Consider the following 25,263-nt stretch of genomic DNA (forward strand, 5'->3'; position numbering starts at 1 on the left):
AACCGCCGCCATGGTGCAGCCGGATGCCGTTGAAGCCGCGATCCAACAGGTCATTCCCGACGCCAACGTCACCGTTGAAGATCTCACCGGTGGCGGTGACCACCTCCAGGTGACAGTGGTGTCGTCTGCTTTTGCTGGCCTTTCACGCATCCGTCAGCATCAGATGGTGTACGGCGCGCTGCAGCAGGAATTGGCCAGCGAAGCGATTCACGCCCTCGCCCTCAACACCTCAACCCCTTCGGACGCTGCGTCCGCTTAACGCCAACTCACGCTCAACGATGGACCCCTCCACCAAAGCTCGCATCGAAACTCTGGTCGCTTCCAGCCCGATCTTCGTGTTCATGAAGGGCTCCAAGCTGATGCCCCAGTGCGGATTCTCAAACAATGTGGTGCAGATCCTGCACTCCCTCGGTGTGGCATTCGAGACATTCGACGTTCTCTCTGATCCAGATATTCGTCAGGGAATCAAAGAGTTTTCTAGCTGGCCCACCATCCCCCAGGTGTACGTGAAAGGGGAATTCATCGGCGGTTCCGACATCCTCATCGAGATGTACAACTCCGGCGAACTTCGCGAAAAACTTGAAATCGCTCTCGCCAGTTAATTCAATAGCCCTGGGGATGGCGCATGTACAAGGTGCTCACATCCCCATCAGGGCCGATAAAGCTGGAGGGATCCATGATCCAGCGATCGATCAATTGTTCGAGGCGGTGCTGGGAGCGGGGGTCAAGCGATCCTGACTTCCGCAGTGCATGCAGGTAGCCGTCGGAATACAGCCGAAGCTCCGAAGGGGTGTGATATCTCGTCGTCAGCTCCTGGCAGGCATCGCAGAGCGATTGGAAATGACGGATGGCTTCAGGGTCGTCGAGTGATGTCATGAGATACAACAGCAGCCCCTGCTACCAGCCTGCCAGGAATTTCGGCTTAGCGTAGTCGCGCCCGGGCCGATCCAGTGACCTCCACTCCCCACGACCTCACGGCGGAAGCGTCTGCAGCCAGCGCCGATCCGGTGGTGATGCCAAGCGCAAACACCGGTCAGGAACCTTCGCGAGTGTTGGTGGTCGAACCGCACCCCACCCTGCGCACGGTGCTGGTGCAGCGGCTGCGTCAGGACGGTCATCTCACCGCAGCAGTTGCCAACGCCGCTGAAGCTTTAGAGGTTTGTCAGGAGCAGTCTCCCGATCTCCTGGTGAGTGCAGAACTGCTGGAGCGCAGCTCCGCCCTGCGCTTGGCGGAACAGCTGCGTTGCCCCGTGATTGTGCTGACCGCACGGGCCGGAGCCGAGCCGGTGGTGGGCCTGCTGGATGACGGTGCAGACGATGTGCTGCGCAAACCCTTTGGCCTCGAGGAACTGGCCGCCCGCTGCCGCACCCTGCTCAAGCGGGGGCAAAGCGGCCTTCAAGAGCGGGTCACCGTTGGGCCTCTCGAGGTTCATCTTCTCCTCCGCCAGGTGACGCTGCGGGAGCAGCCGGTGGAGCTCAGCCCCCGCGAATTTGCCCTGCTTTGCGCACTCTTGATGCCGCCTGGGCTGGTGCGCAGCCGACAGGAACTGCTGCGAATGGCTTGGCCTCCCTTTAGCGGTGGCCCCCGTTCGGTGGACACTCAGGTGTTGACCCTGCGCCGCAAGCTGGAGCAGGCCGGTCTTGGCGAGGGCGGTGGAATCACCACCGTGCGTCAGCGGGGCTACCGCTTCAGCCTCGACAATCTGCCGGCCAGCTGAATCAAGTGAATTCATTCCAGTCAGCGACTGGAATTCTGGAGTCAGGGCCAGTCAACGCCAACCCGAAGCAACCTTAGTGCTCAAGCCCCTTGAAGAGACCTCAATTCGTCCTCGCTGAAGCAGGGCCTGCTTCAGCTGGGCCTCTTTGGTCGGAACCAAATGGTGTGATGTCACCCAACCCAATTCACAGAGGTGATTCGCGCAGACTTTGAGCTGAACCGTTCCGCAGGGGAGGTTGGTGAGTTCGGTTGTCATCAGATCGGAACCACTGCATCGATTTCAACGTCTGAGCGATCCATGGCAACGCCAGACATCTGGACAAAATCAAGAGTTGTTTGCAGGAGCGTCTTCATTGCTGGATCAGCGCAGCCGGGTCAACATGGCGCAGTCGACACCCGGGAGCCCCCGCCGTGATCGGATTAACCAGGCTGTATTGCAACAAGGGAGAAAGATTTCTCCTCATCGATGTTGCCTCTGAAGAGGCTTCGAAACGGGCCGAAGAGCTGCTCAACGACGGCTGGGAGATCGAAGCGGCAATACCGGTCTGAGCCGAGAAAGCGTTTCAAGTCTGGATTGGGAGGGACTCGTGGGACGACATCCCTGGAATGGGGATCTGCGCTGGTGAACAAATCCCTCAAATGGGGAAGTTGTTCTCAGACAGGAACGGAGATGGTGTTTTAAGAGAGGAGAACACCATGCTTCTAATGCTCGCCATCGCAGTAACCGTTGCCATCTGGTCTCCGATCACTGTGGTCGCATGCAAATGGATTGCTGATGCCTGAACGATGGCGTCGGGAAGCCTGATGCCTGCCGAGGGCGTCTCTGAAACAGGCTGAGAGCCATACAAGACCCGTCAAGGGAAAGCAGGAGGCGCGGATTGTCGCCATCCATCTCCCGACCAAACCTCACATACTCCACACCGTCAGCAATGGCGGGGTTTTTATTGCGTACCCAGATGAGGGATGCGATCCGTTGAAAAATCCCTCAACTCAGGGAGTTAATTCCCTATTGGAACGGAGATGGTGTGAATACAGGGCTGAAGCCCACAGACCAAGCAAGGAGGAATGATCATGAAAACCACAACTCTCGGAATCGCAATCGGAACTGCAATCGCTGCCCTTGGTCTTGCGATCACTGCTGTTCCCGAAGCCAAGGCAGGTGGTGTTTATTGGAACAACAATGGTGGAGGCGGTGTCGTCATCAATCGCGGCACCACCTACGGTCCCCGCGGTTATGACAACTACGGTCCGAACTATTACAGAGGTCGGGGTGTTGTTGCAGGTCCCAATGGTGCCTGTGCTCGCGGTTACTACGGTCGTGGTGGATGCGTCCGTTACTGATCCATCGATCGATAGCAAATCAAGACATTTCACCCCGTCAGCACTGGCGGGGTTTTCTATTGAAAGAAACAGCTCTGATCAGCCTGGATAACCCGCCGGCAAACTGATCCAGCCCTGGGCCAGCGCCAGAGACGTGACCAGTTCGCCGGCGATCATGAGCACGGCCAATCCAGCCAAGAGCTGATACGTCCAGGGCGGGGTCAGACGCCCGATGCCCTTTGTCGACACAGGGGTGTTGGCAGCCAGCAGCTCAAGGAATCGATCGAAGCGCTCAATGCGTTGCGGCAGGAGCTGGTGGCGCAGATCGACTGCCTTCACGTAGTACACCGTTCCCCCCTGACTGGTGCCAACGGGAACCAGGGCCCGAATGTCCTGCCAACGCATGGACCAGCCGCGCCGCAGCAACCAGCGGATCCAGGCGGGGTAACGCACCTGAATGCCTTCGGCATCGGTCTCCACCCGTTCACTCAACAGACCGATCACCAACACCAAGCCCAGCAGCAGCCCTGTCACCATCAGCCAGCGCGACTCCGCAGGGGCCAGCAATGGCAAGGGCAGCACCAAGGCCCCATACAGGCTGAGCAGGGTGAAGCGGATCAGGGGCGATAACCCGAAACGTTCGATGCCGTTCATCGGTCGTCTGGAGAACCGGGCAGCGGTTCAATCAGTTCAGACGGTTGGTAGGTGCCACCAAACACCTCCTGTTCACGGCCTTTCCAGAACTGACCGAGCCGCATCAGATCAGCATGGGCCTCCTGCACCTTCTCGAAGTAGAGCTGAGGATCCATCGATTCCTTTGCTTCCTTGAGCTTCTTGAGCCGCAGCATCTGCAGATTCCAGGGCTTGGTCAGCTCGCCCCTCTGCTCGAGGTAGCGGGCCAGATCGTCCGACGACGGCAGAAACTCAGGCGTCATCACAACTCCTATGGGCGATCACGCTAAGAAGAAGATCAGGCCGGCAGGGCCCAGGGATTGAGGCCCAGGTCGGCCCCAACCCGATGGGCACAGGCAAACCCACTGAAGGCCACAGCGTTGAGGCCCTGGCCGGGGAAACAGGAATCACCTACGCAATAGAGGTTTTTCAGGCCCGTACGGTTGAACGGCATCGGCAGCAGTCCCGGCAATTGCATCGCCGGAATCGGGCCGTAGCTGCCCTGAAAGCGACCCAGAAAACGCCGGTGACTGCGGGGCGTGCCGATTTCCTTGTGGGTGATGGCATCGGCGAGGCCGGGAAGGATCGCCTCCAGGCGCTGGATCAACCGTGCAGCATCCGCCTCCTTTTTCTCGCGGTACTGGCTGGGGGTCAGTCCCTGCCAGGCCTCCATCGATGAGGGCGTGAAGGTGTGAACGATGTGATGCCCGGCCGGGGCCAGATCCGGATCCAGCAGCGAGGGCATCGACACGAAGATCACCCCCTGCTCGTCCTCCATCCGGTTCCAGTCTTCGAGCAGGAGGTGATGGCAGTGGGTGCCGGCCGGAATCAGGTCAGCCCGAACCCCCAGATGCAGCGAAAGGAACGAAGGGGAAGGTACATAACGCTTGCGCCAGAACTGCTCCTTGCTCGGCGTGTGGGCGGCATCCACCAGGGCCTGGCCGGAGCGGCGTTGCTCATCACCCGCATCCGAGAAGGTGTCCCAGCGGGTTGCATTGGAGATCACACGCTTGGCGCGGATGACCTCTCCATCGGCCAGCTTCACGCCAACCGCCTGATCGTTTTCGATCAACACCTCGGTGACTCGGGCCTTGTAGCGAATGGCGCCGCCGTGACGTTCCAATCCCTTCACAAGCTTTTCGGCGATCACGCCGACGCCTCCTTTGGGGTAGTTGATCCCGCCCGCATGGCGATCCGAAAACACCATGCCGGCATTGATCATCGGCGTGCGATCCGCCGGCATCACCGACCAGCAGAAGCACTCGATGTCGATGAACTTGAGCAGCTGCTCATCCTTGATGTGTTCGCGGGCCACCGCACCGACGTTGAATGGCAGCCAGCGGGCCAGCCCCAGACAGGCCAGTGGTGCCTTGAAGAACACCTTGGTGAGGTAGGCCGGATCCTCCAGCGAGAGAAGCGGCATGGCATCGAGGCAATTGAACACCTGCCAGCAGGTGTCGTAGAAGCGGCGGATCCCCTTCGCCTCATGGGGAAACCGCGCCGTGAGATCGGCGATGAACTGCTCGTAGTCGCGATCCACGGCGATGCGCAGCCCACCGGGCATGTGGTACTCGAGCTGGGCGGGGTCGGGGATGGTGTCGCAGTGCTCCCCCAGATCGGCGAGGGCCCGGGTGAGCAGGTTGGTGAAACCCTTCTTGCCAAAGCCGAAGATCATCGAGGCCCCCACATCGAAGGTGTAGCCCTCGCGTTTGAAGGCACCACCACTACCGCCGGGGATCAGATACCGCTCCAAAACGAGGGTCTTGGCTCCCTTGGCCGCCAACTGACTGGCGGTGACCAAACCACCGATGCCGGAACCGATCACAACGGCATCCCACTGCTGGTTCTCGCTCATGGCATCGCTTCTTTGGGGGTGACGCTAAGGGGCCGTCTGCGGCCTTGGATCCTGGCGGTAAATCGGCGGCATCACCGTGAGGATCACCTCAGAGCGCACCGGACGTCCGAGTTCGGCACTGCAGCGGGCATCGATGTGATGGCGCAACCCATCAATCACCCGACTTTCCTGGGGCTGCAGCGGATTGATGTAAACCACGACAAAGGCCGTGCGGCCCAGCTGCTGCACCGTGAAATCCATCATCTGCAGCTGAAGCCCCACCAGCTCCTGCATCAACACCATGCGGGTGCGCTGGAGCACATCCGGGTCAGCAGCACAGCCCGCGGCCTGGGCCATGGCATCCCGCAGCGCCGCCAGCGGTTCGCGCAGCAAGGCCAGGCTCACCGCCAGCACCAGCAGGGCATCGGTGATCGGCGCAAGGGCAGACAACGGCGTTGCCAAGAGCAGCGGCGACGCCAGCAAGGCCAGACCCGTGGCCAGGGTGATACCGGCATCGATCCGGGCATTGCGGGCCTCTGCGAGCAGCAGCAGCGACACACGACCCGTGCGGCGCCAATCCCGGCGGTGCCGCCAGGCCAGCAATCCACACAGTGCCGTCATCAAAGCGGTGTAGAGCGCCACCGGCTCCAGATGCAGCGGCGCAATGCTGTTCCCCCGCCACCAATCGATCAAGGTGGAGCAGGAGCTGCCGACGCCAAAGCCGATCACCCCGAGCAGCACCAGGGAGCGAAACAGCACATAAAGGGCTTCCTGGCCTTCGTAGCCGTAGGGCCAGGCTCGATCCGGTGGCCGCACCACGTTGCGGCTGATGCGACTGGCAATCAAGGACGACCCCACCAACACGGCGGAATAAAGGCCGTCCAACAGCAGGGCCGAGGATCCGGTGAGCACATGGGCGGAAAACCCAGCCAGGGCCATCACTGCGTTGGCTCCAACCCCGAAGCGCAGGGAGCGCTGTTCGATCCGGCGAGCCTCCGCAGGGGTTGTCATGCCGTCACGGTCTGGGGTTGGAGGGCCCGCATCGGCTCCAAGTCCTGCAGGGCACGATCGCGGTAGGCGCCATAGCGCGCTCGCTTGTCGCGAATGCGTTCCGGCAGCTCCGGCAATAAACCGAAGTTGGGGGGCATCGGCTGGAACTTGGCCGTTGGTGCCTCGCTGACGAAATGGGTGAGGGCTCCACTCATGCAGGTGGCCGGCAAATCAATGGGCTCCAGGCCCAGGGCCAGCCGGGCCGCATTGGTGCCGGCCAACCAGCCACCGGCCACGGCGGCGGCATAGCCCTCGGTGCCGGTGATCTGGCCTGCCGCCAGGAGGTTGGGGCGCTGGCGGAACTGCAGGGTGGGCTGCAGCAGCTGCGGCGACTCCAGGAAGGTGTTGCGGTGCATCACCCCGAAGCGCACGAATTCCGCCTGGCCCAGCCCGGGGATCATCTGCAGAACTCGCTTCTGCTCACCCCATTTGAGATTCGTCTGGAAACCCACCAGATTCCAGAGGCGCCCGTCCTTGTCTTCCTGCCGTAGCTGCACCACCGCGTAGGCGCGCTTGGCCCGGCGCACATCGCGATCGTTCACATCGCCCCAACGGGGATCCCAGAGCCCGATCGGCTTCAGGGGGCCATAACGCATGGTGTCTTCACCACGACGCGCCAACTCCTCAATCGGCAGGCAGCCTTCAAAGAAGGTGGCGTCGTTCTTGTCGAAGTCTTTGAGTTCCGCCTGTTCCGCCTCCAGCAGGGCCTGGCGGAACGCCAGGTACTGCTCCTTGTCCATCGGACAGTTGATGTAGTCGGCATCCCCCTTGTCGTAGCGGCTGGCGCGGAAGGCCACCGACAGATCGATGCTGTCCCCATGCACGATCGGACTGGCCGCATCAAAGAAGTGGCAGTCGGCACGGCCGGTGAAATGGCGCAGATCCTCCGCCAACGGTTCACTCGTGAGCGGCCCCGTCGCCAAAACGGTGATCACATCCTCCGGCGGTAGAGCCTGCTGCTCACGCCGTTCGATCGTGACCAGAGGATGCTGGTCGAGAGCTTCAGTGAGGGCAGCGCTGTAGCGACCGCGATCCACGGCCAAGGCTCCGCCGGCCGGCACGGCATGGGTGTCGGCCGTGCCGATCACCAAAGAGCCAAGCCTACGAAGTTCCTCCTGCAGCAAGCCAGCGGCACGGTCGCTGCTCAGAGCGCCAAAGCTATTGCTGCAAACCAATTCAGCGAAATCACCGCTGTGGTGCGCAGGGGAACGTCGAATCGGACGCATCTCCACCAGAGTGACCGCAACACCTGCTCGGGCAATCTGCCAAGCCGCCTCGGTACCGGCCAGACCGGCACCAAGAACGGTGACATGGGGAGATTGAAACAACCGGCTGCATCAAGCAGCCTTCAGCCTACGAAGCTCGCTTGCCTGGATCAGGCGCGGCTGCGCTTGAGCATCAGCTGCAGTTGACCCACAGCCGCACGGCCGATGTTGAAAGCAGCCCAGCTGACGGCGGCCAAGATCGGGGCAACCACTAGGAACAGGCGGGCATCGATACCCAGAACCTGGCCCGTAGTGATCACGCTGAAGGCCGAGTAACCGACGATCACCAGGATGAGGACCAGACCGATGGCAACTCGGACCATTCTTGAAAACGGAAATCTGTGTCGCCGATCTTACGGACTTCTCCGTTGATCCCACGACCTTCCTTGAAAGCTGATCGAATTCGCAGCAATCAGAGGAGTGCGTTCAAGGCCTGATCTGGGCGTGGGATGCCGCCAATTGCGCGTAGCGCCGGGCATGGCAGCGCTGTTCATCAATCGCCTCAGGTGATAACTCCCGCTTCACCGCCGCTGGCGCGCCCATCACCAGGGTTCCGGGAGGCACATCCTTGGTGACAACAGAACCAGCAGCCACCAGGGCGCCTGCACCGACGGTGACGCCATTGAGAACGATGGCCCCAATGCCCACCAGGCATCCATCCTCGAGCGTGGCGCCGTGGATGACAGCTCTGTGCCCCACGGTGACGTCATCACCGAGGCGAACCGGCTGTCCGGGATCGCCATGGAGCACGGCACCGTCTTGAACATTGCTGCCCGCTCCGATACTGATCTGCTCGAGATCTCCGCGCGCAACGGCCGTGGGCCAGAGGCTGCTGCCCGCTGCCATCTGCACATTGCCAATCACGACGGCGGATTCAGCAACCCAGGCATTGGCATCAATCTGGGGATCGAGCCAGGGCTTGGAGCCAGTCATGGCCATGGTTCAGCAGCCACCAGTCTCCCCGGCGACCTGAGTGATAACCTCATTTGGTGCCGAAATGGCATGCCCAAGCGGGCACGGGTCGCTAGCTCAGCGGTAGAGCATCCGGCTTTTAACCGGCTGGTCCTGAGTTCGAATCTCAGGCGACCCATATCCACGATTTGATGTCGTCTCGTGACTCAACTGAGCCGACGACCGAGCGGCTGTTAGAAAGCCGTGAATCTCTGATCAGGCCAACAGTTCAGATGGCGTATTTCGCATTCTTTGGCGTCACGATTCTTCTGGCATTGCTAGGTGGTTTGTTTTCTCGAGTGGCCGCAGAGCGCTATTGGATGTGATCGGCGACAGAGGCTTCAGCAGACGTGGCTGAGGTTGATCTCGCCATTATTGGTGCAGGGCTTGCTGGCTGCAGCCTGATTGGCCGGCTCCAGCAGCTGGGATCCGAACTCAACATCGCTTTGATCGAGGCCGGCCGGGGGCCAGGTGGACGCACGGCCACCCGCAGAAGACGCGACCAAAGTGGCTGGCTGCTCAACCATGGAGCACCGGGGTTCAACCTCAGTGAATCCATGCCAGAGGGCATGAATCCACTACTGAAGCCATTGCGGGCAGCGGGTGTGCTTCAGCGGGACGAGCGAGCTGTGCTTTCGCTCGATGTCGAAGCCGGTTTGTCGCCTGCCAACAGCCCAGACGCCAGGCCAAATGGTGGCTGGTGGCATGGTGTTCCCAGCATGGCCAGCATCTGCGAGGCGCTTCTCGATACGGCTGGCACCGCGCAACTGAGCCGCCAATTCGAAACCCGTGTGCGCTGGTTGGAGCACCGCAAGGACCATTGGCTGCTGGAGAACGAGGATCGAACCTGGAGCCTCAGGGCCAAGCGCCTTGTGCTCAGTGGAACCCTGCTGGCCCATCCCCGCTCACTGAAGATGCTGGCTTGGGATGACGTACCCCTGCGCACAGCCGTTGCAGAAGGCGTGGATGACGACCTCGACAAGGCATTGACCCTGCTGCAACACAGCCAAGCCGAAGTGCGCTGGAACCTGATGGTGGATCTGGGCGTGCTCGCGCTCAACGCTGAGGAACTGCCCGCCCAGATCTGGTTGGACGACGCCGCCAAGGCGCGCTGGAAGGTGGAACGCCTCGTGCTGCAGCCGCAAAGCGATGGACGCTGGGGGCTTGTGGTGCATGGATTGGATTCCGGGGAAGCAATCACGCCCGAAAGCCAGGGGCACCTGCTGGCTCAGGAGCAACAGCGCCTGGTGGAGCTGTTGCCCGAACTGCTGCAAGCCCTGCCGGTTGTTTCAGCTGCGTTGAACCAGGCGACGCCGTTGGGTGTGATGCGCTGGGGCGCCTCACGGCCCCTCAACAACCCCTTGCCACAAGAACTGCAGTGGTGCCCCACCAGCGCCGTTGGGTTCTGTGGCGACTGGATCGCAGGGCCTGGCTTCGGCAGAGCGGAGGGAGCGATTAGCAGCGGCGTCAACCTGGCTGAACAGCTGCACGCTGACCGCTAATCTCTGTGTGCGCCGGGGAGTGGCGCAGTTTGGTAGCGCGCTTGCTTTGGGAGCAAGATGCCGCAGGTTCGAATCCTGTCTCCCCGATGCGATAAGAAGCCAGACCCCAACTGGTATTTAAGCCGTCCCTCAAGGGGCGGTTTTTTATTGCTTACGGGCATTTGTGCCAAAGCCGTGCCAAAAACCCCCACGGCTTCCGCTGGTTTGGCACGACTTCCCAGACAGTTGTTGACAGGGATGAGCACCTTCAGGAAACTTGGCCCACTGATGAAAGAGAAAGCGCAAGGTACGCACTGTGCAATTAAGACCTTGCGCGGTCTCTTCAGGCTCACCTTCTCTAGTGAGCCTTCCGTACTGCCACTAGGCGGGCTGATGGCGTCGGTTCTGTAAACCACCCCTGTGCGATGCCGCGCAAACAGGACCGATACGCCGACAAGGCTGCCAACCAAATCCGCGTCAACGGTGAGACCATCACCGCCAGACAGGAGGTTCGCGATCGTGAATCACGACGACCTGCGGATCAACTGCGGAGAGTTGCCCGTTACGCCCGACAAAGGCGACTTGAGGGTGAAGCTCCGCTGAGAACTGGCATCGGTTCGTTTGATGCAGTGGTCCGCGCAGAGGGGAACTAGCCAACCCTCCACAGGTGAACTACGCCCAACAGTGGGTGCATGAGCCACAGGCTGCGGACCTGCTGGCAATCAAACAAAGCACCCTTCGCACAATGCGCCGTGACGGCCGACTTGAAGCCGGTACGCACTGGATTTACGCCACTGGCAAAGCTGGCGGTCCGGTCACTTACAACCTGCCAGCCATCCGGCAAACACTGGCTGAACGCACAGTTCAGATGGTGCAGTTGGAAGCCCAGCGTCGTGCCGCTCTCAGGCAGGAAAAACAGGATTCCATTGAGACCTTCAGCGATGCCCCGCTTGTGAGGGCAAGGTCATGAGGGATCAGGGAGATGAAAGAACGTCTTTTCAAACGTTGATTGATATGGGGAAGTTGCCTGCTGATGCGCTCCTCTCGCCTTCAAAAATGAAAGAGGGCTTTTATTCCAAGACTCTTCAACACGCTCTCCAATTTCCATCTGGCGATTCGTCTGGTGGGGGGTGTCAGGGGGATGTTCAAAAAGTCCCTCAGTCCGCCCAGCAGCTTCTGAAGACGCGCGAAGCCACGGATTGGATCGTTGATCAGTTCATCCCTCGTGGTCGCTTGATCTTGTTGGCTGGAGCCTCTGGTTCGGGCAAAAGCTCGCTTCTTTATGGGTTGGCGGAAGCCGTCTCCAACGGTTCGGACTTCATGGGTCAACTCACGACCAAGAAGGGCAAGGTCTGTTTCATCCAGTCCGACGAAAGCCCCGAGAACGCCGCCGACAAGCTCAAGGTCATGGGCATCAACTCAGAGTTCCATCTGATCACTGACTGGAGTTCTTTTAACGAGGACAAGCTCAGGGCTCTTCAGGAGCAAGAGCACTACGACTTGATCGTCTTGGACAGCCTCACGACGCTCTTGGGTGCGGGCAGACCAGACGGCCCGAGCATGAACGACGCCGAGTTCGGATTTGATCTCTACCCACTGAACCAATGGGCTTCTGAACACCGAGTAGCCGTAGTGCTGAGCGCCCACCTCAGGAAGCAGAGCAAGGACTCAACAACCAACGCCATCACCCTTGATTGCGTTTTTGGCGCAGCCAGTCAGGGCTGGGCTGCCAGTGAGGTTTGGGGGCTCTGGAGGCTTGATCAGCAGCAGCCGGACCAGAACATTCAGATGCAGTTGCAGTGCCTGAAAGGACGCACCTGCGCGGATGGCACGGCATGGAACGTTGAGGGCAGCGACGAGGACTTCTCGTTCCTTCTGACGGGAGTCGCGAATGAAGCGGACGTGACTCCAAAGCAACGCCGTCAGTTCGCTGAACAAGTGCTGGCGCTGATGGCTGGGAGTGAACGCGAATGGACGGTTGAGGACATCCAGCGAGAGCTGAGCTGCGCCGAGCGACACGCCTATCGGGTTCTGAAGGGCTTGTTCGTGGAGGACAAGATCACCAGACGGACTCTTCCTTCCACTGGTGGTCGCCCGAAATATGTATACGCAGAGAGGACTTTCTGTACTTCCCCCACACACCCCCAAGCTGCATAGATGTACCACTTAGTAACTACTTGGGTCCTTCCTCAGGTTTTCGTCGCAGGTGATGTCTAGCCTCGCCTAAAAATTAGCGTCAAATTAGCGAAGGCTAATTTTGAAGGTTTCAATCACCGGATGCAACACGCTTGCTTTGAGTTTTCTTTGCGTATTAGGAAGGTGTGTTTGGAGTAAATTGATATTCAGTCGCCTGGAGGCTTGATTGAGGATCTCTTGGCTTCCATGGGGATATGCAAAAAGTTTCGCCCCCATTGCAAATGTATGTTCCGCGGGCATCTTCAGAAACTTTTATTTTATTGGTGATGAAAAGGTCTACATCTTTCTCTTCCGCAGTCTTGACCTCATTGGAAGTGACAGTGACAGACCAGCCACTTCCTCTTGAGCCTTTGATTTCTACAAGTAAACTTGAATTTTTTCTTTCGCAGTACATGTCATAGCCCAGTTTTTCTTGAGAGACGTCAGTGGTTTTGTAGCCCAAATTCGTGTAGTACTCAACTGCCTTTTGAGTGGCATAGAGTTCTATTGCTTTCCTAATTTTAGGGTCTGTCTCTCGTCCTTGCCCCCTTGGTTTGGTGGACGATTTTGATGCTTTTCCCGATGACGTTGCGGCAAGAAGCTTGGCCTCTGAGATATGTTCATGTTGCTCTGGCTTCCATGCCATCAAATCCTTGAAGCCTGGCTCTGAAATATTGCCAATCTCTGTGCACTGAAAGTGAACTCCAAACGGCCGCTGCCCTTCGGCTTTATCGTCCCAGCTCACTACATCAAGTTCACCACAGTAAAAGTATGGAAGAGTTTTTGATTTGAATTTTGGCTTTATTCTTGCGAATAGGAATGTCTTTAGTTCTCTGTTTAGAAGCTTGGACATTGAGGGTGCTGTAGGCCTTCCAAATGCTGCATTTGGTGGCTGGCTCTCCCAATAGAAGTCCTTTCCGTCAAAGAAGTCTTTGAATTTATGATGTTTTGGTTTACTTGTTTTGTCCAAGGTCACGAAGAGAACTATTCCGTTTTCAAAAGCAAATACTCCAGACCTAATATTGACGCTTGCCTCCTTAAGGAAGGAGTCAATGTCTTTCCTCTGGTAAGTGGAGCCAATCTGAAATGATTTGGATGGAAATGCCTCTTTCATCTCAATTGCTCAATCTTCGTCAGTGAAAAAGTCTTGATCTATCTTCCCAATAGGCAAAGTGCGAACAATTTGTATTCCAACCCCATACTGAATCATTAGCTTTGCAAATTCTGCGCCATCAATGAGTCTGAGCCTTTTGGTCGTCAGGCCATTCGCAAAGTTGCGAGCGTCATCAGTGAACTTGCTACTTGTGACGAATATGCCTTTGCTGCAACCGCCGCCATCCATTGCTCCCGTAAAGCTTTGAACTGTTGGTCGCCCGACGGAGTTTTCCGAGTATCGCTTTGCCTGTACATAAATTTGATCTAAGCCAAGCTTGTCTTCGTTTATCCGTCCGTCAATTCCACCATCAGGGCCACGAGGGACTCCTTGCATAGACCGCATATCTCCACCTCCATACCCCATGGCTGCCAATACGGCGAGCACAATATGTTCAAACTTTTCTGGAGATACTGATTTCAGATTTTCAAGAAGCTCCTCAATAAGGCTGCTCTTAAGAGCATTGATGCCCTTTTCAATTAGATCTTCTGGCGTTGAATCTGCTGAGTCAAGGTCATCGTCATTAGAGGGACCTACTGATGCTTCTAACTTTCTTAGTTTGTGCTGCTTATATTCCTCAAATTTTCTTATGTCAGACAGCTTCGCAGGCCTTCCAAGCGATAGAAGCTTTTCTGCGTTGTGGCCTGATGCCCAGTGAGCTCTCTTGGGCTGGATTAATGCCCCGCAGGACTTCAATGCTGAAGATGCCCACCCGATTCGTCCTTTGATGACGGACTTTCCGCTCGTTTCATGTGACAGGGCGATTTGCTCAGGCGTCAGCCCCATGTGCCGAACAACAAGATCTGCGGCGGTATGTCGGTCCAGTTCGCCGTGATCTCGCAAGACCTCCAGCAAGGGCGTCATGCACTCGTGGAACTTGGGCAGGTCAACCACGCTTGCCAAGCATTTCTTGAATTATGGCTGTGGCTACTGGGCTGAGAGTCACTCGTTGGATTCTTCTGGTTCAAGCATCCAGCCGAGAAGGCGCTCTATGACTTCGCCCCGACTTCTTAAGCCCCACTCCTTGCGCTTGCGGTCAATCATTGCCGCCATCTCATCGCTCAGGTGGACGGTGAACGCTTTTTTGTTGCCGATCCGTGCCATCAGAGCCTGACTGCTCAGCTAAGGATGCCAACGGTTAGCCCGCTTGGGCAGTCCAGCCCAACTCCTTCTGCCACTACGTCTCGCCTGTGGCGTTGGGTCAAGCGCTGAACATCAGATCCCAGCGGTCGCGAGCCTTCTCTAGCTCAGCATCGCTAGGCCTGAAGCGCCTCATGTTGGAGTCCTTTTTGGGCTCTCCGTTCTTCTTCGGTTTGGCGAGCCACGAGTAGTGATCCTCCTGCAGCCAAGGACCGATGAAGCTGCTTTGAAAGACGTAAAAGTCGGGCAATACGTCTGTTCCGTTCAATTGAAGTAGGACGTACCAAAGCCCGTCAAAGACACGCTCGTTTTTCGCTGACATAAGCCACGCATCACCAGCACCGTCTCGGGTTTTGACTTGGATATTGATGCTCTTCAGCGTCTCTGGATCGGTAGCGATCACGTCTATGAGCGTCTGACCGTCATCGGTCTTGCCTGCGATGTAACCGCGCTGGGCGAGCTGAGCGAGCACATAGAACTCACCAGCGTTTCCGATGCTGTGGTTGTTCTTCGCCATGGCACCAGTGTGGCGTCAGCCCGCCTCAGAAGCCCAACCCATCTCCATGACTCCTCCAGTGGCTGGTTTCGTGCTTTTCCAGCTACTAACGGGGCCTCGGCTGAAAACGGGGCCTCACCCAAATTCCAGACAGGGTGATCCGGCCAGCCGTCGGAACAGATCACCCGAGCCAAGACCGCCGTTCCCTCGGTTATCTCGTCTCATCTCCACCACTAGCCACGGATCATGAATCGCGACTACCTCAACTGGCTGGAGGCGCTGCCCTGCAATCAGCGCGCGCCGAAGATCAATACATGGATGGGTAGCTGGGCTCCGCTACCTGAGGAGATTGATCTGCCTGCTTACGAGGATTGGCAGGATCGCGAGATGCAGCGCAATCCCAAGGGTGTGATGACACGCCTGTGGCGCTTGGTCAGGGGTTAGTAATTACGTTCAGGAGGTTCCAGAACTCCGCGGCATCTCTTTTGTTCACAAGGATGAACTTGATGATGCGCTTGGCTCCCTTGTCATCAAGGAAGCGTATGTAGACGTGGTCTTTGACGAATCCCGACCCATAGATGTCGTGGTTGCGCCAGAAATGCAGGATCTGAGAGTGAGGTATCCGGTCTTCTCCGACTTGTATGGCGTCATCTAGGAAGACAACGTCGCAAGCCTCTTTGCTTTCTCCCTCGCCGCAGTACAGCTCGTAGTTGAGGGCTGCTTCCTTAAATCCTCTGCCCCAGCCAAGCCCTTTGATCTCAGCCTTCTCCAAGTTCGCAAGGACTGGAGAAAACACCATCAGCGGCAGGAGCAGGAGGAATCGTTTCATCACGGCACGTCGTATCTCTTCCGTCCTTTGTCATCAATCCGATATCTCCCTCCTCGCGGACCTATGAACCAATTTTCGGAGGCCTTTTTGTCGTAGTAGGTCGGTTGGTTTTGAGCGGCTGCGCCCTTGATGTGGAAGTGGCCCCATAAAAAGATCAGGGCAAAGCCGATCATCCAAGGGGTAACCCAATCACCACCAACTCCCGCGATGATCGCGGCAACGATCCACCCACCGCATCCCCAGAGGGTGGCGGTGACAGCCACGTGAACTATCCGGTTGCCTCGGGGAGAGAAGGTGTTGCGGCGATAACCCATCACGGCACGTCGTAGGACTTCCGACCGTTGCTGTTGATCCGATAGCGGCCGCCTCTGGGGCCGGTGAAATAGTCAGGATGTCCGAGCGAAGGTTTTGGGTTGATGGTTACCTCGTAATGGTTGAACCACTCCCTCCAGACCACAGGGTTCAGATCTTTAGGGTTGCCAGATTTGTAGGCCAAGCCCATGTAGTCGGGGACGTCGTCAACGGTGAATCCGTTCCGTTCAATACGCGCCCTTAACCATGTGAGGAACTCATCCTTGTGCTCGGGGTCGTTGCAAGGCATGACTCAATCGGGTCAAGGCACGTATGCCATGTCTGCATCATGCCGTCACCTATTCAGCATCACCCAGCTTCGGGAGCCCAGCCCATCTCCTTCTGCCAAGTCGGCGCCCAGAGCTTGCACTTCTTCTTCAGGTGCTCGCCTTGCTGTAACTGCTGCTGCCTGAGGTTGCAGCCCAACAGGGTGTGGCAGTGCTGATCCACCCCGTAGGTGAAGTGCTGGCAGGTGATGCAGACGCAGCCGCCCTTCCATCCCTGCAACTCCCGCTCGTCAACGAACGCCCACTCCTCCATGCTGACCTCTTGTAGTTCATCTGTACTACTGCTGGTAGTACGACGAGGTCAAGTCACCCCTAACAAGCGCGGACTGGCCCCCCCACTGAAGAAGAGAAGCCAGTGCAATACCGACGCCCCAATGGCAAGGGTTTGAAGCCATTGGATGGAGGTCTTGGGGACTCCGAAGACAACATCGCCCCTGTCGTGGGCTGGCTTCCTTCAGATGAGGCGATGGCAGCGGCCAAATGATCCGCGTCAACGTTCCGACGAGTTCAAGGGGAAGGGGGGGGGTTAAGACAGTCTGGTGGCGCTGCCCCCCGCCTGTCCGATAGCTATCAGTTGGGCATGACCAGACCACAGCGAATCGCTGTCACCGCTTTTCTTTCGGCTCTGTTTGTGCCGATGCTCTTCTTCCTGCCCATCTGGTGCGTGAAGAGTGAGTGGATTAAGTCGTTGCTCTGGGATTTGAGTTACAACACCCCTCCGGTGATCGTGACCTTGGTCGTTTGGGCCATTCCATTGATCGTGTTTGCCGTCCTTTGCTCGGTGTTCGCTTGGGTCATCGCAAGGATCTGGCGCTGACTACTGCTGTTGCTGCATCTGCTGCTGACTGAGCGATATCTCTTTAGATACCAAAGGTTGAACTCCTTCTTCAGGCGTTGACCGCGGCGTAGTTGGCTGCAGTTGAGTCCGGCTTGAACCGCGCATACGACTTCAGATGAACCTCAAGGCTGTGCCCCATTGCCTCGGCAATCTCTGAAACAGGAAGCCCCGCCGCGTGCGATTGCTTGGAGTAACGGTGCCTGAACGAGTAAGGCGTCAGCTCCTCACCTTGATGCTCGGCTTCGTCACGCAGAGCCAACCAGACCTTGCGTCTGCGGAGGTACTGATTCAACGCCTGCGAACCATCACCCTCACGATTCAACGGGGGCAATTCCTCCCCCTCCTGCAGACGGTCCTGCAGATTCCAATCAATGACGCGCCCATCAGCATCACGAACAAAGAGAGCGTGAAGCTGGCGAGGGTGGGTCTTGGCTCCTTTAGTGCCGCCCATTGACTTCCGATAAATCGTCCAGAGTTCCGGCCCGCCTACTCCGTCCTTGATGCGGAGATAACGCAGTTCTTCGGGACGCAATCCATAAACGCTGCAGAGCTGGATCGCAAACCTCCAACGGTCATGCACTTCGCCCTCGGGCAGGTTGTCTAGGAGTTGCAGGATCTGCGCATCACTGAGGGGGTACCCGATGCGCTTTGGCTTCAGGATCTCCGGAAGCGCCGCAGGGGGGCTGTAGATCGGCTTGAGATATCCACGCTGGACCGCCCAATTCAGGAAGCTATAGAGCTTCTGACGGCTCGTCTGGCGCATCCTTGAGCCCTGCTCCCACTGGGACAGGCAAGTCATCGCTAGCGACTCACCATCAGCCGGCGGCTTGCCTTCAAAGGCCTTGGCGCAATTCCTCAGGACCGGTAAATAGAACGACTTCCAAGTGGTGTCGCTGGCGTTAGGAACGAACGCTCGGTACTTCTCAAACAACTCGCCGAAATCCAGCTTCTGATGACTGCTGCTGGTCTGGGTGGACCTTGCGGCGGTAGCGAGGCTGTTCTGACCCTTATCCCAACGCTTGAACAGTTGCTGGATGAATGGAAGGGCTTTTGCAGCGCCCTGTTCTGACCAGTCGTAATTAAGGGAAATCGTGCCGTGCCCCAAGACATTGAGGCGCATCCGCCCACGGTTGTTTCGGACGTACCAACCCTCTCCGCAACTGATAGCGACCTGCCGCCTGAAAGGCTTCACCCAGTTGTCCTGTTCCGACAGGCGAGGCATGGCGCCTGAGACATATTGCTATCAGGACTGTGCCAAAGGCGTGCCAAAGGCGTGCCAAAAACGTCAAGCATATGGTGACATCTGCTGACACCCCATGACGCAGAAACGCTGCCAGAGCTTGGGCTACGACTAGGTTTAGGCAGGACAGGATTGACGAACCTGCTTGCTTTGGGAGCAAGATGCCGCAGGTTCGAATCCTGTCTCCCCGATGCGATCAAAAACCAGTCCCCAGCTGGTGTTTAAACCGTCCCGCAAGGGGCGGTTTTTTTATTGCTCTCCCTGCTCAAGCAAGCTGCTTGAACGGGCTTCTCACTACGCGGTGGCGCCAGAGATCCCAAGGTCCCACCCTCGTCCAGGTCGCAGAGGTGGACAACGGCCATATCAACTGACGCAACACTGACCTGGCCACCCACATCGCGCCAAGGGCCTGAATTGAAATTGCGCCTGTTAAGCCATCCAAGGATTTGTAACAAGCTGAACTCTTTGTCTCAATTCACCTAGTCGGGACTCATCTTGTTGTCTATTTGTTGGATCAGCGGAGATCAAGAACATGAAAGGAACCAAGACCAGACTCACCACCGCTCCAGAAGGCTTCGAGTACTACAGGGTTTGCGACCAGGAAGGTGTCTGCCAAGTCGTCAGAGGCATGTGGGCAGCACAGCACCTCACAGAAGACATCCGTGAACTGAGCGCCACCAAGACAAAGTATTCAGATGATTGGGTTTAGGACTCTGAACGACAACCCGCTTCCCCCCATACAAGGGCGATGGCATACGCCAAAAAGAGGAGATTGAACAAATCGAAAGAGCATTGGCAGCTCTGACGACCACCGAGGAAAAGCCCTGAACGAATCGACAGGACTTTGATCTTCGTGATGAAGAGATTCCTGGTGCCGTCACGCGCCGGAGTTTTTTCTTGCCCCTACCAGCAATGAAACCGGTTTCGTTGGTGGCTCAGATGATCTCTTTACGGCCGGCCTTGATCTTGGCTTTGGCAGATACAAGACCAAAAATCAGCAGGATCAGAAGCCCCGCATTCACGCCAACGAAAAACATTGTGTCCATGACTTCAAGATGGCTTTGCTCGTCATAAGGAAAGCGAACAAAACAGCCCATCGGTCAAAAGACTCATTCAGCTCCGAAGAAAGAAGAAATCTTCGGCTGATCTTGGGAGATCTGGCGAGACCAACTACAACTACCAATCGCCATCGCCATCAGTGCAGTCCTTCCCCTGCAGCTGTTGCAGACGCGCCAAGAGCTCTGGATCACCAACAATCTGCCGGCGGCATCCGTCTTCACCCATGTACGTCAGATGCCCATCGGCATCGATGACCAGCGCGGTCATGGGGGTAACTGGAGACGTCTCGTCGATGGCGATGGGCTCCTTCTTCAGATCCACCTAGTCTGCGTCCTCTAAGCGCACAAGCCCAAAGCCATGAACAAACCAGACAGTGGTGGCAGCCGCCTGGGCAGCGTTCCTCTATGAAGGGTGCGATGGACTGGCACCTTTCCAAACGCGTGACTGAACAACAAGGCAAAGACAGGGCCTACTGGATTGATGAGATCGCCTTCCTGGAGGCACGCTTGAACGGCAGTCAGGGTGACATCGACAGCGAAGACCGAGCGGCCTGCGAGGAAGCCCTAAAAGCAGCGAAAGCGAACTTGGCTGCCTCTCGGTGAACCCGGGGCTGACGGAAGCCCGAGCCACAACTAGGGTTTGAAGGTGAGAGGGAGACCTCTTCGGGCGTGGTTGCTTGATTTGGTGGGTGGTGTCACGACTTACTGCCTCTCTCACACCTCTTGATCAAGGCTGATTGGTCACGGCTGAACCAGGCCCCTCTCCTTGGCATAACTCTTGTAGTGATTGGGAAATTCATCGGCAAGCCGAGCAAGTACATCACTTGAAGAGCCCATTTGCTCGTTCACTTCATCAAAAACCGATGCAAAACAGCTCTCACACCTGATTTCAAGACAAAGCTCTTCCCAGCTCGTGCCTTGTTTGTTGAAACTGGCCACAAGCTCTTTAAAGGTCACGAGAAACAAACTGTTCTGCTTCGGACAAGCCTAGATCCAATGACATTAATCAATTCGATTTCGAATGAAATCGGGATTGCCATAGCCTGAGATGGCACATGGCTTTGATGAACCATCATTAAAGGGATGAAACGATTGCTGCAGCTGCTTCGGCGATGGGCTGGCCAACGGGAGAAACCTCCGTTGCATACACCCGAAGAGTTGGAGTGCTTTAAAACAGACGCCATCGACAATCGCGGCAAGCACTACTGATGCAAGGGGCAACTGAACTGGCACTACTGGCACTGCCGTTTGTCGGGCTTCAGCTCTGGTGGCTCAGCAAGGTCTTTTTGAATCGACCCCGGCAGCCAAGGCCACTGGGCAAACCCATGAGGGCAAATTCGCTTCAAAACGAGCGAACTACCCTGCAAAAGATCTTTGATCAATCCTGAGAACCGCCAAACCTTGGGATCGAACTAGGGACAAACACCGATGCCTGATTCGATCTGAACAATCAGCGTGGTGCATCAGCAACAACAGCCATGGCACTGATTTGTTGTGCGCACTGTGGTCACATGCACTCGAGCCTGAGAGGGGACTGCCCCCAGTGCCATCAACAGAGGCGCCTATGGTCTCCCCAGGCGTTGTCAGAACGGATCAAGCCAACGCCGATCAACACCAAGGAGTGACCACCATGGCCTTTAAAGCCCCCCCCCAGCAGAGGGACGTCAGTGCATCAGCTGCGGTGACATCAAACCTCTCAATTTCTTTGGCTTGGATCAACAGGAGTGCCGGAACTGTGAATCAAGTCGACGCCAACAGGGCATCAAACAAAACGCCAATGATTCCGTCGAGGAGGCTTGAATCAAACCGAGCCTCAATGAGCATATGCACCAATGTTCAATTGATATCCATGGGCTATCACATGGGTAGAGTTGCAAAGAGGTGTCATGGGCAAGGTTCTTTCAGCAGCAAAGTGGTCATTCGAACTACTTGGCCAACGCATCACTGCACTTCGTCTTAAAAAGAGCTTTTCAGAATCAAGGATTTACAGCGACTGGGCTTATGACGAATCACAGATGAAAGAGGCCGATTTTGGCAAGCGTGAGCAGAAATCTCATCTCGAATACGATTGCTGAAGCCGCAAGCTGATTCATCAGAAGCAAAACCACCGACGTAAAAGGCATCCAACCAAAGCCTTGAATGGCGAACTGACCAGCCTGAGAGAAAGGTTGGCAATTTTCTTCCAAGTCTCCTAGAACGCTGTTCAGCATGGTTGTTGTAATGGCCTTGATTCCCCGCTGGCAGTTCATGACTGACAGCAGCAAAGCCATGGTGAAGCGATCTGCGATCACACTTGTGGTCGTCCTGATTGGATTAACACTGCTGCGCGCAATCTTTCCCTGGATCCTGCTTGGCCTTGCCCTTTATGGTGCCTGGTGCCTGTTGAACCGGAAATAACCGATGAGCGATGACTCAACCCAAGCCAGACGCACGCTTTATCTCTGGGCCCTTGGCCTCAACGTTGTCGCTTGGGGCGGATACCTCGTTCTAACCAAAGTGATGGGTATCGATTTTGAATCGATTCGGCAAGCCAGATTGGCTGGCTAGGACTAACTTCCTTGATCAAAGACTCTGCCCTGAACAATGGCGCTAAGCGGTAGAAGACAATTCGTGCAGTAAAACAACGCAAGGCATAAAGGTGCAGATGCACAGCTGACCTGATCCAGCCTCAGTGGACTTGATCCACAGAGCACCAAGGTTATAAATCGTTCGGTGCAGACAAAAAACCGCTCCATCCCTGGAGCGGCTCAATAGCCAAGGCAATCCCCATCACCCGGCGATCTGCACCAATCCTTGATGCAATAAAAAATAATACTCACCCAACACCAGATGTAGTGGACATCAACACTCACTTAAGACTCTGGTGAACATGCGTGAAGAGCTCGAATCAAGCAACAGGTGCACTGCATCAAGTGCTTGGAAGCCTTAGCCAGCTTCATCACCAAAATTTCGAATCACGCACGCAACAAGCCTGGCGTGAAGGAAACACCACATCTGGAGCAAGAGTCCTAAAAACCTGGGCATGGTGATGCTTCATGCTGAAGACATCCTTAAGGGAGAAGCCATGATTTCTGGCCCATCCTGCCCACTGCACTTGGGAGTTCTGGACAGTCCGGACTATTGGACTGATGACGCACTGATGTCTGCAGTGCGTCCATTGAATCCAGAGGAAATGCACAACCTGGCCATCGGATCTCAGCAACAAAGGACCCGAGAACGCGGTCCTCGCACCTCCCACTGATCAACTCCGGCGGCTGAACCCAGTCAGGAGTTGATGGAACGGCGCGAGCAGCCTGTCGAACCAGGCGCCTGAGCGTCGACCAGCAGGCCGCTGCAATGCCGAGGCATGCAGCATCGGCCCGCTGGGGCCATACCCCTCAAAGGCAATCAAGGCGTCTTGGGCTCCCTGCAGCTCCTGGTCGATTCGACGGGAGGAGAAGCGGCTGTGGGCTCGGTTTCGCGACGTTGACATGACTGGAGCGAATGCACCTACATCCGGTCTGGCCACGGACCGAGCTGCTTGGCAGCAGTTGGTGATGCTTCTTAGGGAGCCGAAGCGCCACCCGTTTACAAACCGTTACAGGGACCGTAATATTTCGCAATCACTCAACGAATGATGGCTTCTTCGACTCCTAACGACGACTGGTTCCAAAGCGCTGCAGCAGCTCAAATTCGCAGTGAGCGTTTCGAACGAGCAGAGCTCCTCAATGGCCGCGTGGCCATGATCGGCTTTGTGGTGGGCGTGCTGACGGAAGCACTGTCGGGTCACGGGATCGTCAGCCAGATCACCTTTGGCGTGTTCGGCTGCAACTGAATCGGTCTGCTGCCTATGGGTTGAGGTGTGCGACTGAAGTTGCACTCCCTCGCCCATTGGCCATGACCAAGTCCTGACAAAACCCTCTTTTTGGTTGAAACGCTTGATGTTGCAGGCGTTTTGCGATAAAAGGTTATGAATCGGTTATGAAGAGATGAAGACAAGCACCGCCCATTCACGCCTCGAGTCCCTCCAGCTCGCAGCTGAAGAGTGCCTGACCCGCGATGAAGCTCAGAAGATCTTGAGAAAGGCAGACAAGGCCCACGCCAAGCTCGAGTCGTCCGCAGCCCCCTTCCACCGCCCCAAGAACTGACAGGCATCTCAAGCCTGTAGCTGACGAAGATATAAACCCTCTTACTCATGAACTGGAGTGTGTCCATCCACTCCAACGCCCATCAAGCCAACGAGGGATTGCTGTGCCGCCCTTTATAGGCCCTTGATTCATGGGCTGGATTGGCGTCACTCCTTTCCATCAACAGAACGGTGGCCGTCCTGTTGATCTGTGGAGCTGCCGAGAAAAACTGCAGGGTGCAGATCGATCGTGGGCGATCTGCTGCCACACCATCCGGATCTCTCCTGAAGCGGATACCAGATCAATAAGGGAAGACGGAGATGGCTTGAAGCCTCTGCAACGGATCTCTTCGCCTATCCCATGTCGAGCAGATAGTGCATGACGGCAACCCGATGGGACAGCGAAATGCCTTCGGGGGACTCGGGACCGATCAACGCCTCGGGAACACGATGAATGCGAGTGAGAGGTTTGATCTCGTAGGCCGTCCCTTCGGGAGCACCGGAACCGCGACTGCGGTCCCAGATCCCGCTGGCGTCACCGTTGTAATGCCCCGCCACCTGGGAGAGGTGCGCAAAGAAATTGGGCCCCATGCGACAGACCACGATGGCCAGACAGGCATCGAAATCGTCGGATGAGAGCACATTGATCCCATCACGGACAGCACGTTCGTCAACCCCGAGAACCATGTCCTCGAGAGCAGTTTCACCCGTCAATTGCCAGCAACGGATGGTGACCGCGTCGTGTTGGCTCACTTTCTGCGAGTGAGATCACCGAAATCATCGTCGTTGGGCTGCAGAAATTGCCAAACGACCGGAACCGTTAGGGCGACCGTCAGGCCAATGGTGACCCAGATCGCTGTTGTGTAGTCGCCCATGACATGTCCCCAATCCTGCGGACCTTAACCAGTTCGGACTGAAGAAGCAGCGAACACCCCAGTCACACCTGGACACGCCCTCACACACGGACCGCTTCATGAGTCCAGAACGCCTCACCATGAGATAATTAAGCAATCCTTAAGGGTTGCCTCATGGGTCACCTCGCTAGGCAGCTCAGCGCGCAGGAGATCAAGCAGGGCTACGCCCTGCTTAACCTGATGGAACATCTCGACCGCGAGATGGACCTGCTCAATCAGCAGCGAATCCGCGTTGGGCCGACAACCCAGGAAGGGCAGCGACTCACCCAGATCAAGCAGAGCCATCTGCGCAAACTGCAGAGCTGCATCAGCGAACTGAACACCAGTGGCTTCAACGACTGGTTGCTGCATCAACAGCCTGCCTGACCCTTGAATGGGGCTGAGCCA

Annotated in this window: 38 protein-coding genes and 2 tRNA genes; 16 read left to right on the top strand and 24 right to left on the bottom strand. The window is 56.9% G+C overall.

Features of this window, described 5'->3' with window-relative positions; translation table 11 throughout:
* Positions 1-10 precede the first annotated feature (10 nt).
* Together DXY33_RS04925 and grxD are read left to right on the top strand one after the other, a co-directional pair.
* Positions 11-259, top strand: coding sequence for a BolA family protein (locus DXY33_RS04925; RefSeq protein WP_114987834.1), 249 nt, complete (start codon positions 11-13; stop codon positions 257-259).
* Positions 260-278: 19 nt separating this feature from the next.
* Positions 279-602: a Grx4 family monothiol glutaredoxin gene (gene grxD / locus DXY33_RS04930; RefSeq protein ID WP_115131989.1), complete on the top strand. Its 324-nt coding sequence runs from the start codon at positions 279-281 to the stop codon at positions 600-602.
* Between the two features lies 1 nt (position 603).
* Here grxD and DXY33_RS04935 read toward each other — a convergent pair whose 3' ends face one another.
* Positions 604-876: a DUF6761 family protein gene (locus tag DXY33_RS04935; protein ID WP_115131990.1), complete on the bottom strand. Its 273-nt coding sequence runs from the start codon at positions 874-876 to the stop codon at positions 604-606.
* A 74-nt stretch (positions 877-950) separates the two neighbouring features.
* On the opposite strand from DXY33_RS04935, the gene DXY33_RS04940 reads away from it, so the two are divergent.
* A complete protein-coding gene (locus DXY33_RS04940) occupies positions 951-1,718 on the top strand; it encodes a response regulator transcription factor (protein ID WP_115131991.1) in 768 nt (255 codons plus the stop codon).
* A 1,070-nt stretch (positions 1,719-2,788) separates the two neighbouring features.
* The gene (locus DXY33_RS04950; protein WP_136975423.1) at positions 2,789-3,058 is read left to right on the top strand and encodes a hypothetical protein; all 270 of its coding nucleotides are present in this window, start codon (positions 2,789-2,791) and stop codon (positions 3,056-3,058) included.
* A 78-nt stretch (positions 3,059-3,136) separates the two neighbouring features.
* On the opposite strand, the gene DXY33_RS04955 is transcribed toward DXY33_RS04950, so the two are convergent.
* From DXY33_RS04955 to DXY33_RS04985, 7 genes are all read right to left on the bottom strand, one after another.
* Complete coding sequence (locus DXY33_RS04955) at positions 3,137-3,691, bottom strand: hypothetical protein (protein WP_115131994.1); 555 nt, start codon at positions 3,689-3,691, stop codon at positions 3,137-3,139.
* Complete coding sequence (locus tag DXY33_RS04960) at positions 3,688-3,972, bottom strand: hypothetical protein (RefSeq protein ID WP_115131995.1); 285 nt, start codon at positions 3,970-3,972, stop codon at positions 3,688-3,690. Before DXY33_RS04960 ends, DXY33_RS04955 begins: the two co-directional genes overlap by 4 nt.
* Before the next feature lie 35 nt (positions 3,973-4,007).
* Positions 4,008-5,564, bottom strand: a complete 1,557-nt coding sequence (gene crtH, locus DXY33_RS04965) for a carotenoid isomerase (protein WP_115131996.1) — start codon at positions 5,562-5,564, stop codon at positions 4,008-4,010.
* Between the two features lie 24 nt (positions 5,565-5,588).
* Positions 5,589-6,554 carry a cation transporter gene (locus DXY33_RS04970; protein ID WP_115131997.1) on the bottom strand — a complete coding sequence of 322 codons (966 nt, stop codon included), beginning with the start codon at positions 6,552-6,554 and terminating at the stop codon, positions 5,589-5,591.
* The gene (trmFO, locus tag DXY33_RS04975) at positions 6,551-7,921 is read right to left on the bottom strand and encodes an FADH(2)-oxidizing methylenetetrahydrofolate--tRNA-(uracil(54)-C(5))-methyltransferase TrmFO (protein WP_115131998.1); all 1,371 of its coding nucleotides are present in this window, start codon (positions 7,919-7,921) and stop codon (positions 6,551-6,553) included. The genes DXY33_RS04970 and trmFO overlap by 4 nt, the downstream gene beginning before the upstream one ends.
* A 47-nt stretch (positions 7,922-7,968) precedes the next feature.
* Positions 7,969-8,091 (bottom strand): photosystem II protein Y, encoded by a 123-nt coding sequence (locus DXY33_RS12235; RefSeq protein ID WP_025362202.1) that lies wholly within the window; start codon positions 8,089-8,091, stop codon positions 7,969-7,971.
* Between the two features lie 193 nt (positions 8,092-8,284).
* Positions 8,285-8,797 (bottom strand): gamma carbonic anhydrase family protein, encoded by a 513-nt coding sequence (locus tag DXY33_RS04985; RefSeq protein ID WP_115131999.1) that lies wholly within the window; start codon positions 8,795-8,797, stop codon positions 8,285-8,287.
* A 79-nt stretch (positions 8,798-8,876) separates the two neighbouring features.
* Between DXY33_RS04985 and DXY33_RS04990 the strand changes: the two genes are divergently transcribed.
* From DXY33_RS04990 to DXY33_RS05010, 6 genes are all read left to right on the top strand, one after another.
* Positions 8,877-8,948 (top strand) — tRNA-Lys (locus tag DXY33_RS04990).
* A 13-nt stretch (positions 8,949-8,961) separates the two neighbouring features.
* A complete protein-coding gene (locus DXY33_RS12600) occupies positions 8,962-9,135 on the top strand; it encodes a hypothetical protein (protein ID WP_170950646.1) in 174 nt (57 codons plus the stop codon).
* A 24-nt stretch (positions 9,136-9,159) separates the two neighbouring features.
* Entirely contained in the window at positions 9,160-10,311 is a 1,152-nt protein-coding gene (locus DXY33_RS04995; protein ID WP_115132000.1) for an NAD(P)-binding protein, read from the top strand.
* 13 nt (positions 10,312-10,324) lie between these two features.
* Positions 10,325-10,398: transfer RNA gene (locus DXY33_RS05000), tRNA-Pro, on the top strand.
* Positions 10,399-10,957: 559 nt separating this feature from the next.
* The gene (locus DXY33_RS05005; RefSeq protein ID WP_115132001.1) at positions 10,958-11,260 is read left to right on the top strand and encodes a DNA-binding protein; all 303 of its coding nucleotides are present in this window, start codon (positions 10,958-10,960) and stop codon (positions 11,258-11,260) included.
* Complete coding sequence (locus DXY33_RS05010) at positions 11,257-12,447, top strand: AAA family ATPase (RefSeq protein WP_115132002.1); 1,191 nt, start codon at positions 11,257-11,259, stop codon at positions 12,445-12,447. Before DXY33_RS05005 ends, DXY33_RS05010 begins: the two co-directional genes overlap by 4 nt.
* Before the next feature lie 154 nt (positions 12,448-12,601).
* Here the strand turns inward: DXY33_RS05010 and DXY33_RS05015 are convergent, their stop codons facing one another.
* From DXY33_RS05015 to DXY33_RS05030, 4 genes are all read right to left on the bottom strand, one after another.
* Complete coding sequence (locus tag DXY33_RS05015; protein ID WP_115132003.1) at positions 12,602-13,579, bottom strand: DUF3427 domain-containing protein; 978 nt, start codon at positions 13,577-13,579, stop codon at positions 12,602-12,604.
* A gap of 9 nt (positions 13,580-13,588) precedes the next feature.
* Positions 13,589-14,482 (bottom strand): restriction endonuclease, encoded by an 894-nt coding sequence (locus DXY33_RS05020; protein WP_136975424.1) that lies wholly within the window; start codon positions 14,480-14,482, stop codon positions 13,589-13,591.
* Between the two features lie 78 nt (positions 14,483-14,560).
* Positions 14,561-14,722, bottom strand: a complete 162-nt coding sequence (locus DXY33_RS05025; protein WP_115132005.1) for a ribbon-helix-helix protein, CopG family — start codon at positions 14,720-14,722, stop codon at positions 14,561-14,563.
* Between the two features lie 97 nt (positions 14,723-14,819).
* Positions 14,820-15,275 carry a hypothetical protein gene (locus tag DXY33_RS05030; RefSeq protein WP_115132006.1) on the bottom strand — a complete coding sequence of 152 codons (456 nt, stop codon included), beginning with the start codon at positions 15,273-15,275 and terminating at the stop codon, positions 14,820-14,822.
* Positions 15,276-15,500: 225 nt separating this feature from the next.
* Here DXY33_RS05030 and DXY33_RS05035 point away from each other — a divergent pair, with 225 nt between their 5' ends.
* Positions 15,501-15,698, top strand: coding sequence for a hypothetical protein (locus DXY33_RS05035; protein ID WP_115132007.1), 198 nt, complete (start codon positions 15,501-15,503; stop codon positions 15,696-15,698).
* Here DXY33_RS05035 and DXY33_RS05040 read toward each other — a convergent pair.
* Genes DXY33_RS05040 through DXY33_RS05055 form a run of 4 tightly spaced genes read right to left on the bottom strand, consistent with a single transcriptional unit; the run spans position 15,688 to position 16,974 of the window.
* Positions 15,688-16,083 carry a hypothetical protein gene (locus DXY33_RS05040; RefSeq protein WP_115132008.1) on the bottom strand — a complete coding sequence of 132 codons (396 nt, stop codon included), beginning with the start codon at positions 16,081-16,083 and terminating at the stop codon, positions 15,688-15,690. The two genes, DXY33_RS05035 and DXY33_RS05040, sit on opposite strands and share 11 nt — an antisense overlap.
* Entirely contained in the window at positions 16,083-16,397 is a 315-nt protein-coding gene (locus DXY33_RS05045; RefSeq protein WP_115132009.1) for a hypothetical protein, read from the bottom strand. Before DXY33_RS05045 ends, DXY33_RS05040 begins: the two co-directional genes overlap by 1 nt.
* Complete coding sequence (locus tag DXY33_RS05050) at positions 16,397-16,684, bottom strand: hypothetical protein (protein WP_115132010.1); 288 nt, start codon at positions 16,682-16,684, stop codon at positions 16,397-16,399. The genes DXY33_RS05045 and DXY33_RS05050 overlap by 1 nt, the downstream gene beginning before the upstream one ends.
* Before the next feature lie 59 nt (positions 16,685-16,743).
* The gene (locus DXY33_RS05055) at positions 16,744-16,974 is read right to left on the bottom strand and encodes a hypothetical protein (RefSeq protein WP_115132011.1); all 231 of its coding nucleotides are present in this window, start codon (positions 16,972-16,974) and stop codon (positions 16,744-16,746) included.
* 327 nt (positions 16,975-17,301) lie between these two features.
* Between DXY33_RS05055 and DXY33_RS05060 the strand changes: the two genes are divergently transcribed.
* Positions 17,302-17,538 (top strand): hypothetical protein, encoded by a 237-nt coding sequence (locus DXY33_RS05060; protein ID WP_115132012.1) that lies wholly within the window; start codon positions 17,302-17,304, stop codon positions 17,536-17,538.
* Positions 17,539-17,608: 70 nt separating this feature from the next.
* On the opposite strand, the gene DXY33_RS05065 is transcribed toward DXY33_RS05060, so the two are convergent.
* The 3 genes from DXY33_RS05065 to DXY33_RS05070 all read right to left on the bottom strand — a co-directional run bounded on the left by DXY33_RS05065 (position 17,609) and on the right by DXY33_RS05070 (position 20,125).
* Positions 17,609-18,781, bottom strand: coding sequence for a site-specific integrase (locus DXY33_RS05065; RefSeq protein WP_115132013.1), 1,173 nt, complete (start codon positions 18,779-18,781; stop codon positions 17,609-17,611).
* Positions 18,782-19,734: 953 nt separating this feature from the next.
* Positions 19,735-19,896, bottom strand: a complete 162-nt coding sequence (locus tag DXY33_RS12240; RefSeq protein WP_170950951.1) for a hypothetical protein — start codon at positions 19,894-19,896, stop codon at positions 19,735-19,737.
* Positions 19,897-19,975: 79 nt separating this feature from the next.
* Positions 19,976-20,125: a hypothetical protein gene (locus tag DXY33_RS05070; protein ID WP_170950942.1), complete on the bottom strand. Its 150-nt coding sequence runs from the start codon at positions 20,123-20,125 to the stop codon at positions 19,976-19,978.
* A gap of 173 nt (positions 20,126-20,298) precedes the next feature.
* Here DXY33_RS05070 and DXY33_RS05075 point away from each other — a divergent pair, with 173 nt between their 5' ends.
* Positions 20,299-20,460 (top strand): hypothetical protein, encoded by a 162-nt coding sequence (locus DXY33_RS05075; protein ID WP_244272388.1) that lies wholly within the window; start codon positions 20,299-20,301, stop codon positions 20,458-20,460.
* 138 nt (positions 20,461-20,598) lie between these two features.
* On the opposite strand, the gene DXY33_RS05080 is transcribed toward DXY33_RS05075, so the two are convergent.
* From DXY33_RS05080 to DXY33_RS05100, 3 genes are all read right to left on the bottom strand, one after another.
* On the bottom strand, positions 20,599-20,814 hold the full coding sequence (locus tag DXY33_RS05080) for a hypothetical protein (protein WP_115132236.1): 216 nt from the start codon (positions 20,812-20,814) through the stop codon (positions 20,599-20,601).
* A 1,052-nt stretch (positions 20,815-21,866) separates the two neighbouring features.
* Positions 21,867-22,127, bottom strand: a complete 261-nt coding sequence (locus DXY33_RS12245) for a hypothetical protein (protein WP_206749599.1) — start codon at positions 22,125-22,127, stop codon at positions 21,867-21,869.
* A 971-nt stretch (positions 22,128-23,098) separates the two neighbouring features.
* Positions 23,099-23,329 carry a hypothetical protein gene (locus DXY33_RS05100; protein WP_115132018.1) on the bottom strand — a complete coding sequence of 77 codons (231 nt, stop codon included), beginning with the start codon at positions 23,327-23,329 and terminating at the stop codon, positions 23,099-23,101.
* Positions 23,330-23,473: 144 nt separating this feature from the next.
* On the opposite strand from DXY33_RS05100, the gene DXY33_RS05105 reads away from it, so the two are divergent.
* On the top strand, positions 23,474-23,671 hold the full coding sequence (locus DXY33_RS05105; RefSeq protein WP_115132237.1) for a chlorophyll a/b-binding protein: 198 nt from the start codon (positions 23,474-23,476) through the stop codon (positions 23,669-23,671).
* A 154-nt stretch (positions 23,672-23,825) separates the two neighbouring features.
* Positions 23,826-23,984 (top strand): hypothetical protein, encoded by a 159-nt coding sequence (locus DXY33_RS12250; protein WP_170950551.1) that lies wholly within the window; start codon positions 23,826-23,828, stop codon positions 23,982-23,984.
* A gap of 332 nt (positions 23,985-24,316) precedes the next feature.
* Here DXY33_RS12250 and DXY33_RS05110 read toward each other — a convergent pair whose 3' ends face one another.
* Both DXY33_RS05110 and DXY33_RS12820 read right to left on the bottom strand, forming a co-directional pair.
* Positions 24,317-24,715, bottom strand: a complete 399-nt coding sequence (locus DXY33_RS05110; protein ID WP_115132019.1) for a hypothetical protein — start codon at positions 24,713-24,715, stop codon at positions 24,317-24,319.
* Entirely contained in the window at positions 24,712-24,837 is a 126-nt protein-coding gene (locus DXY33_RS12820; RefSeq protein WP_006850800.1) for a hypothetical protein, read from the bottom strand. Before DXY33_RS12820 ends, DXY33_RS05110 begins: the two co-directional genes overlap by 4 nt.
* Positions 24,838-24,990: 153 nt before the next feature.
* Here DXY33_RS12820 and DXY33_RS05115 point away from each other — a divergent pair, with 153 nt between their 5' ends.
* The gene (locus DXY33_RS05115; protein ID WP_115132020.1) at positions 24,991-25,242 is read left to right on the top strand and encodes a hypothetical protein; all 252 of its coding nucleotides are present in this window, start codon (positions 24,991-24,993) and stop codon (positions 25,240-25,242) included.
* The last annotated feature ends 21 nt before the right edge of the window (positions 25,243-25,263 follow it).

The organism is Synechococcus sp. N26 (assembly GCF_900473975.1).
In the GTDB taxonomy this organism is placed as follows: domain Bacteria; phylum Cyanobacteriota; class Cyanobacteriia; order PCC-6307; family Cyanobiaceae; genus Parasynechococcus.

What these genes read in the sequence shown, in the direction of transcription:
- DXY33_RS12600 (WP_170950646.1), top strand. Translation starts at nt 8,962, where the DNA reads ATGTCGTCTCGTGACTCAACTGAGCCGACGACCGAGCGGCTGTTAGAA.
- DXY33_RS05065 (WP_115132013.1), bottom strand. Translation starts at nt 18,781, where the DNA reads ATGCCTCGCCTGTCGGAACAGGACAACTGGGTGAAGCCTTTCAGGCGG.
- DXY33_RS05045 (WP_115132009.1), bottom strand. Translation starts at nt 16,397, where the DNA reads ATGGGTTATCGCCGCAACACCTTCTCTCCCCGAGGCAACCGGATAGTT.
- DXY33_RS05020 (WP_136975424.1), bottom strand. Translation starts at nt 14,482, where the DNA reads ATGACGCCCTTGCTGGAGGTCTTGCGAGATCACGGCGAACTGGACCGA.
- DXY33_RS05055 (WP_115132011.1), bottom strand. Translation starts at nt 16,974, where the DNA reads ATGGAGGAGTGGGCGTTCGTTGACGAGCGGGAGTTGCAGGGATGGAAG.
- crtH (WP_115131996.1), bottom strand. Translation starts at nt 5,564, where the DNA reads ATGAGCGAGAACCAGCAGTGGGATGCCGTTGTGATCGGTTCCGGCATC.
- DXY33_RS12240 (WP_170950951.1), bottom strand. Translation starts at nt 19,896, where the DNA reads ATGGGCTGTTTTGTTCGCTTTCCTTATGACGAGCAAAGCCATCTTGAA.
- DXY33_RS05115 (WP_115132020.1), top strand. Translation starts at nt 24,991, where the DNA reads ATGGGTCACCTCGCTAGGCAGCTCAGCGCGCAGGAGATCAAGCAGGGC.
- DXY33_RS05030 (WP_115132006.1), bottom strand. Translation starts at nt 15,275, where the DNA reads ATGGCGAAGAACAACCACAGCATCGGAAACGCTGGTGAGTTCTATGTG.
- DXY33_RS04950 (WP_136975423.1), top strand. Translation starts at nt 2,789, where the DNA reads ATGAAAACCACAACTCTCGGAATCGCAATCGGAACTGCAATCGCTGCC.
- DXY33_RS05070 (WP_170950942.1), bottom strand. Translation starts at nt 20,125, where the DNA reads ATGACCGCGCTGGTCATCGATGCCGATGGGCATCTGACGTACATGGGT.
- DXY33_RS12820 (WP_006850800.1), bottom strand. Translation starts at nt 24,837, where the DNA reads ATGGGCGACTACACAACAGCGATCTGGGTCACCATTGGCCTGACGGTC.
- DXY33_RS04985 (WP_115131999.1), bottom strand. Translation starts at nt 8,797, where the DNA reads ATGGCCATGACTGGCTCCAAGCCCTGGCTCGATCCCCAGATTGATGCC.
- DXY33_RS04955 (WP_115131994.1), bottom strand. Translation starts at nt 3,691, where the DNA reads ATGAACGGCATCGAACGTTTCGGGTTATCGCCCCTGATCCGCTTCACC.
- DXY33_RS12245 (WP_206749599.1), bottom strand. Translation starts at nt 22,127, where the DNA reads ATGGCTTTGCTGCTGTCAGTCATGAACTGCCAGCGGGGAATCAAGGCC.
- DXY33_RS04960 (WP_115131995.1), bottom strand. Translation starts at nt 3,972, where the DNA reads ATGACGCCTGAGTTTCTGCCGTCGTCGGACGATCTGGCCCGCTACCTC.
- DXY33_RS05100 (WP_115132018.1), bottom strand. Translation starts at nt 23,329, where the DNA reads ATGTCAACGTCGCGAAACCGAGCCCACAGCCGCTTCTCCTCCCGTCGA.
- DXY33_RS05015 (WP_115132003.1), bottom strand. Translation starts at nt 13,579, where the DNA reads ATGAAAGAGGCATTTCCATCCAAATCATTTCAGATTGGCTCCACTTAC.
- DXY33_RS04925 (WP_114987834.1), top strand. Translation starts at nt 11, where the DNA reads ATGGTGCAGCCGGATGCCGTTGAAGCCGCGATCCAACAGGTCATTCCC.
- grxD (WP_115131989.1), top strand. Translation starts at nt 279, where the DNA reads ATGGACCCCTCCACCAAAGCTCGCATCGAAACTCTGGTCGCTTCCAGC.
- DXY33_RS05050 (WP_115132010.1), bottom strand. Translation starts at nt 16,684, where the DNA reads ATGCCTTGCAACGACCCCGAGCACAAGGATGAGTTCCTCACATGGTTA.
- DXY33_RS05060 (WP_115132012.1), top strand. Translation starts at nt 17,302, where the DNA reads ATGACCAGACCACAGCGAATCGCTGTCACCGCTTTTCTTTCGGCTCTG.
- DXY33_RS05025 (WP_115132005.1), bottom strand. Translation starts at nt 14,722, where the DNA reads ATGGCACGGATCGGCAACAAAAAAGCGTTCACCGTCCACCTGAGCGAT.
- DXY33_RS12250 (WP_170950551.1), top strand. Translation starts at nt 23,826, where the DNA reads ATGAAGACAAGCACCGCCCATTCACGCCTCGAGTCCCTCCAGCTCGCA.
- DXY33_RS05105 (WP_115132237.1), top strand. Translation starts at nt 23,474, where the DNA reads ATGGCTTCTTCGACTCCTAACGACGACTGGTTCCAAAGCGCTGCAGCA.
- DXY33_RS05040 (WP_115132008.1), bottom strand. Translation starts at nt 16,083, where the DNA reads ATGAAACGATTCCTCCTGCTCCTGCCGCTGATGGTGTTTTCTCCAGTC.
- DXY33_RS05035 (WP_115132007.1), top strand. Translation starts at nt 15,501, where the DNA reads ATGAATCGCGACTACCTCAACTGGCTGGAGGCGCTGCCCTGCAATCAG.
- DXY33_RS05010 (WP_115132002.1), top strand. Translation starts at nt 11,257, where the DNA reads ATGAGGGATCAGGGAGATGAAAGAACGTCTTTTCAAACGTTGATTGAT.
- DXY33_RS04935 (WP_115131990.1), bottom strand. Translation starts at nt 876, where the DNA reads ATGACATCACTCGACGACCCTGAAGCCATCCGTCATTTCCAATCGCTC.
- DXY33_RS04970 (WP_115131997.1), bottom strand. Translation starts at nt 6,554, where the DNA reads ATGACAACCCCTGCGGAGGCTCGCCGGATCGAACAGCGCTCCCTGCGC.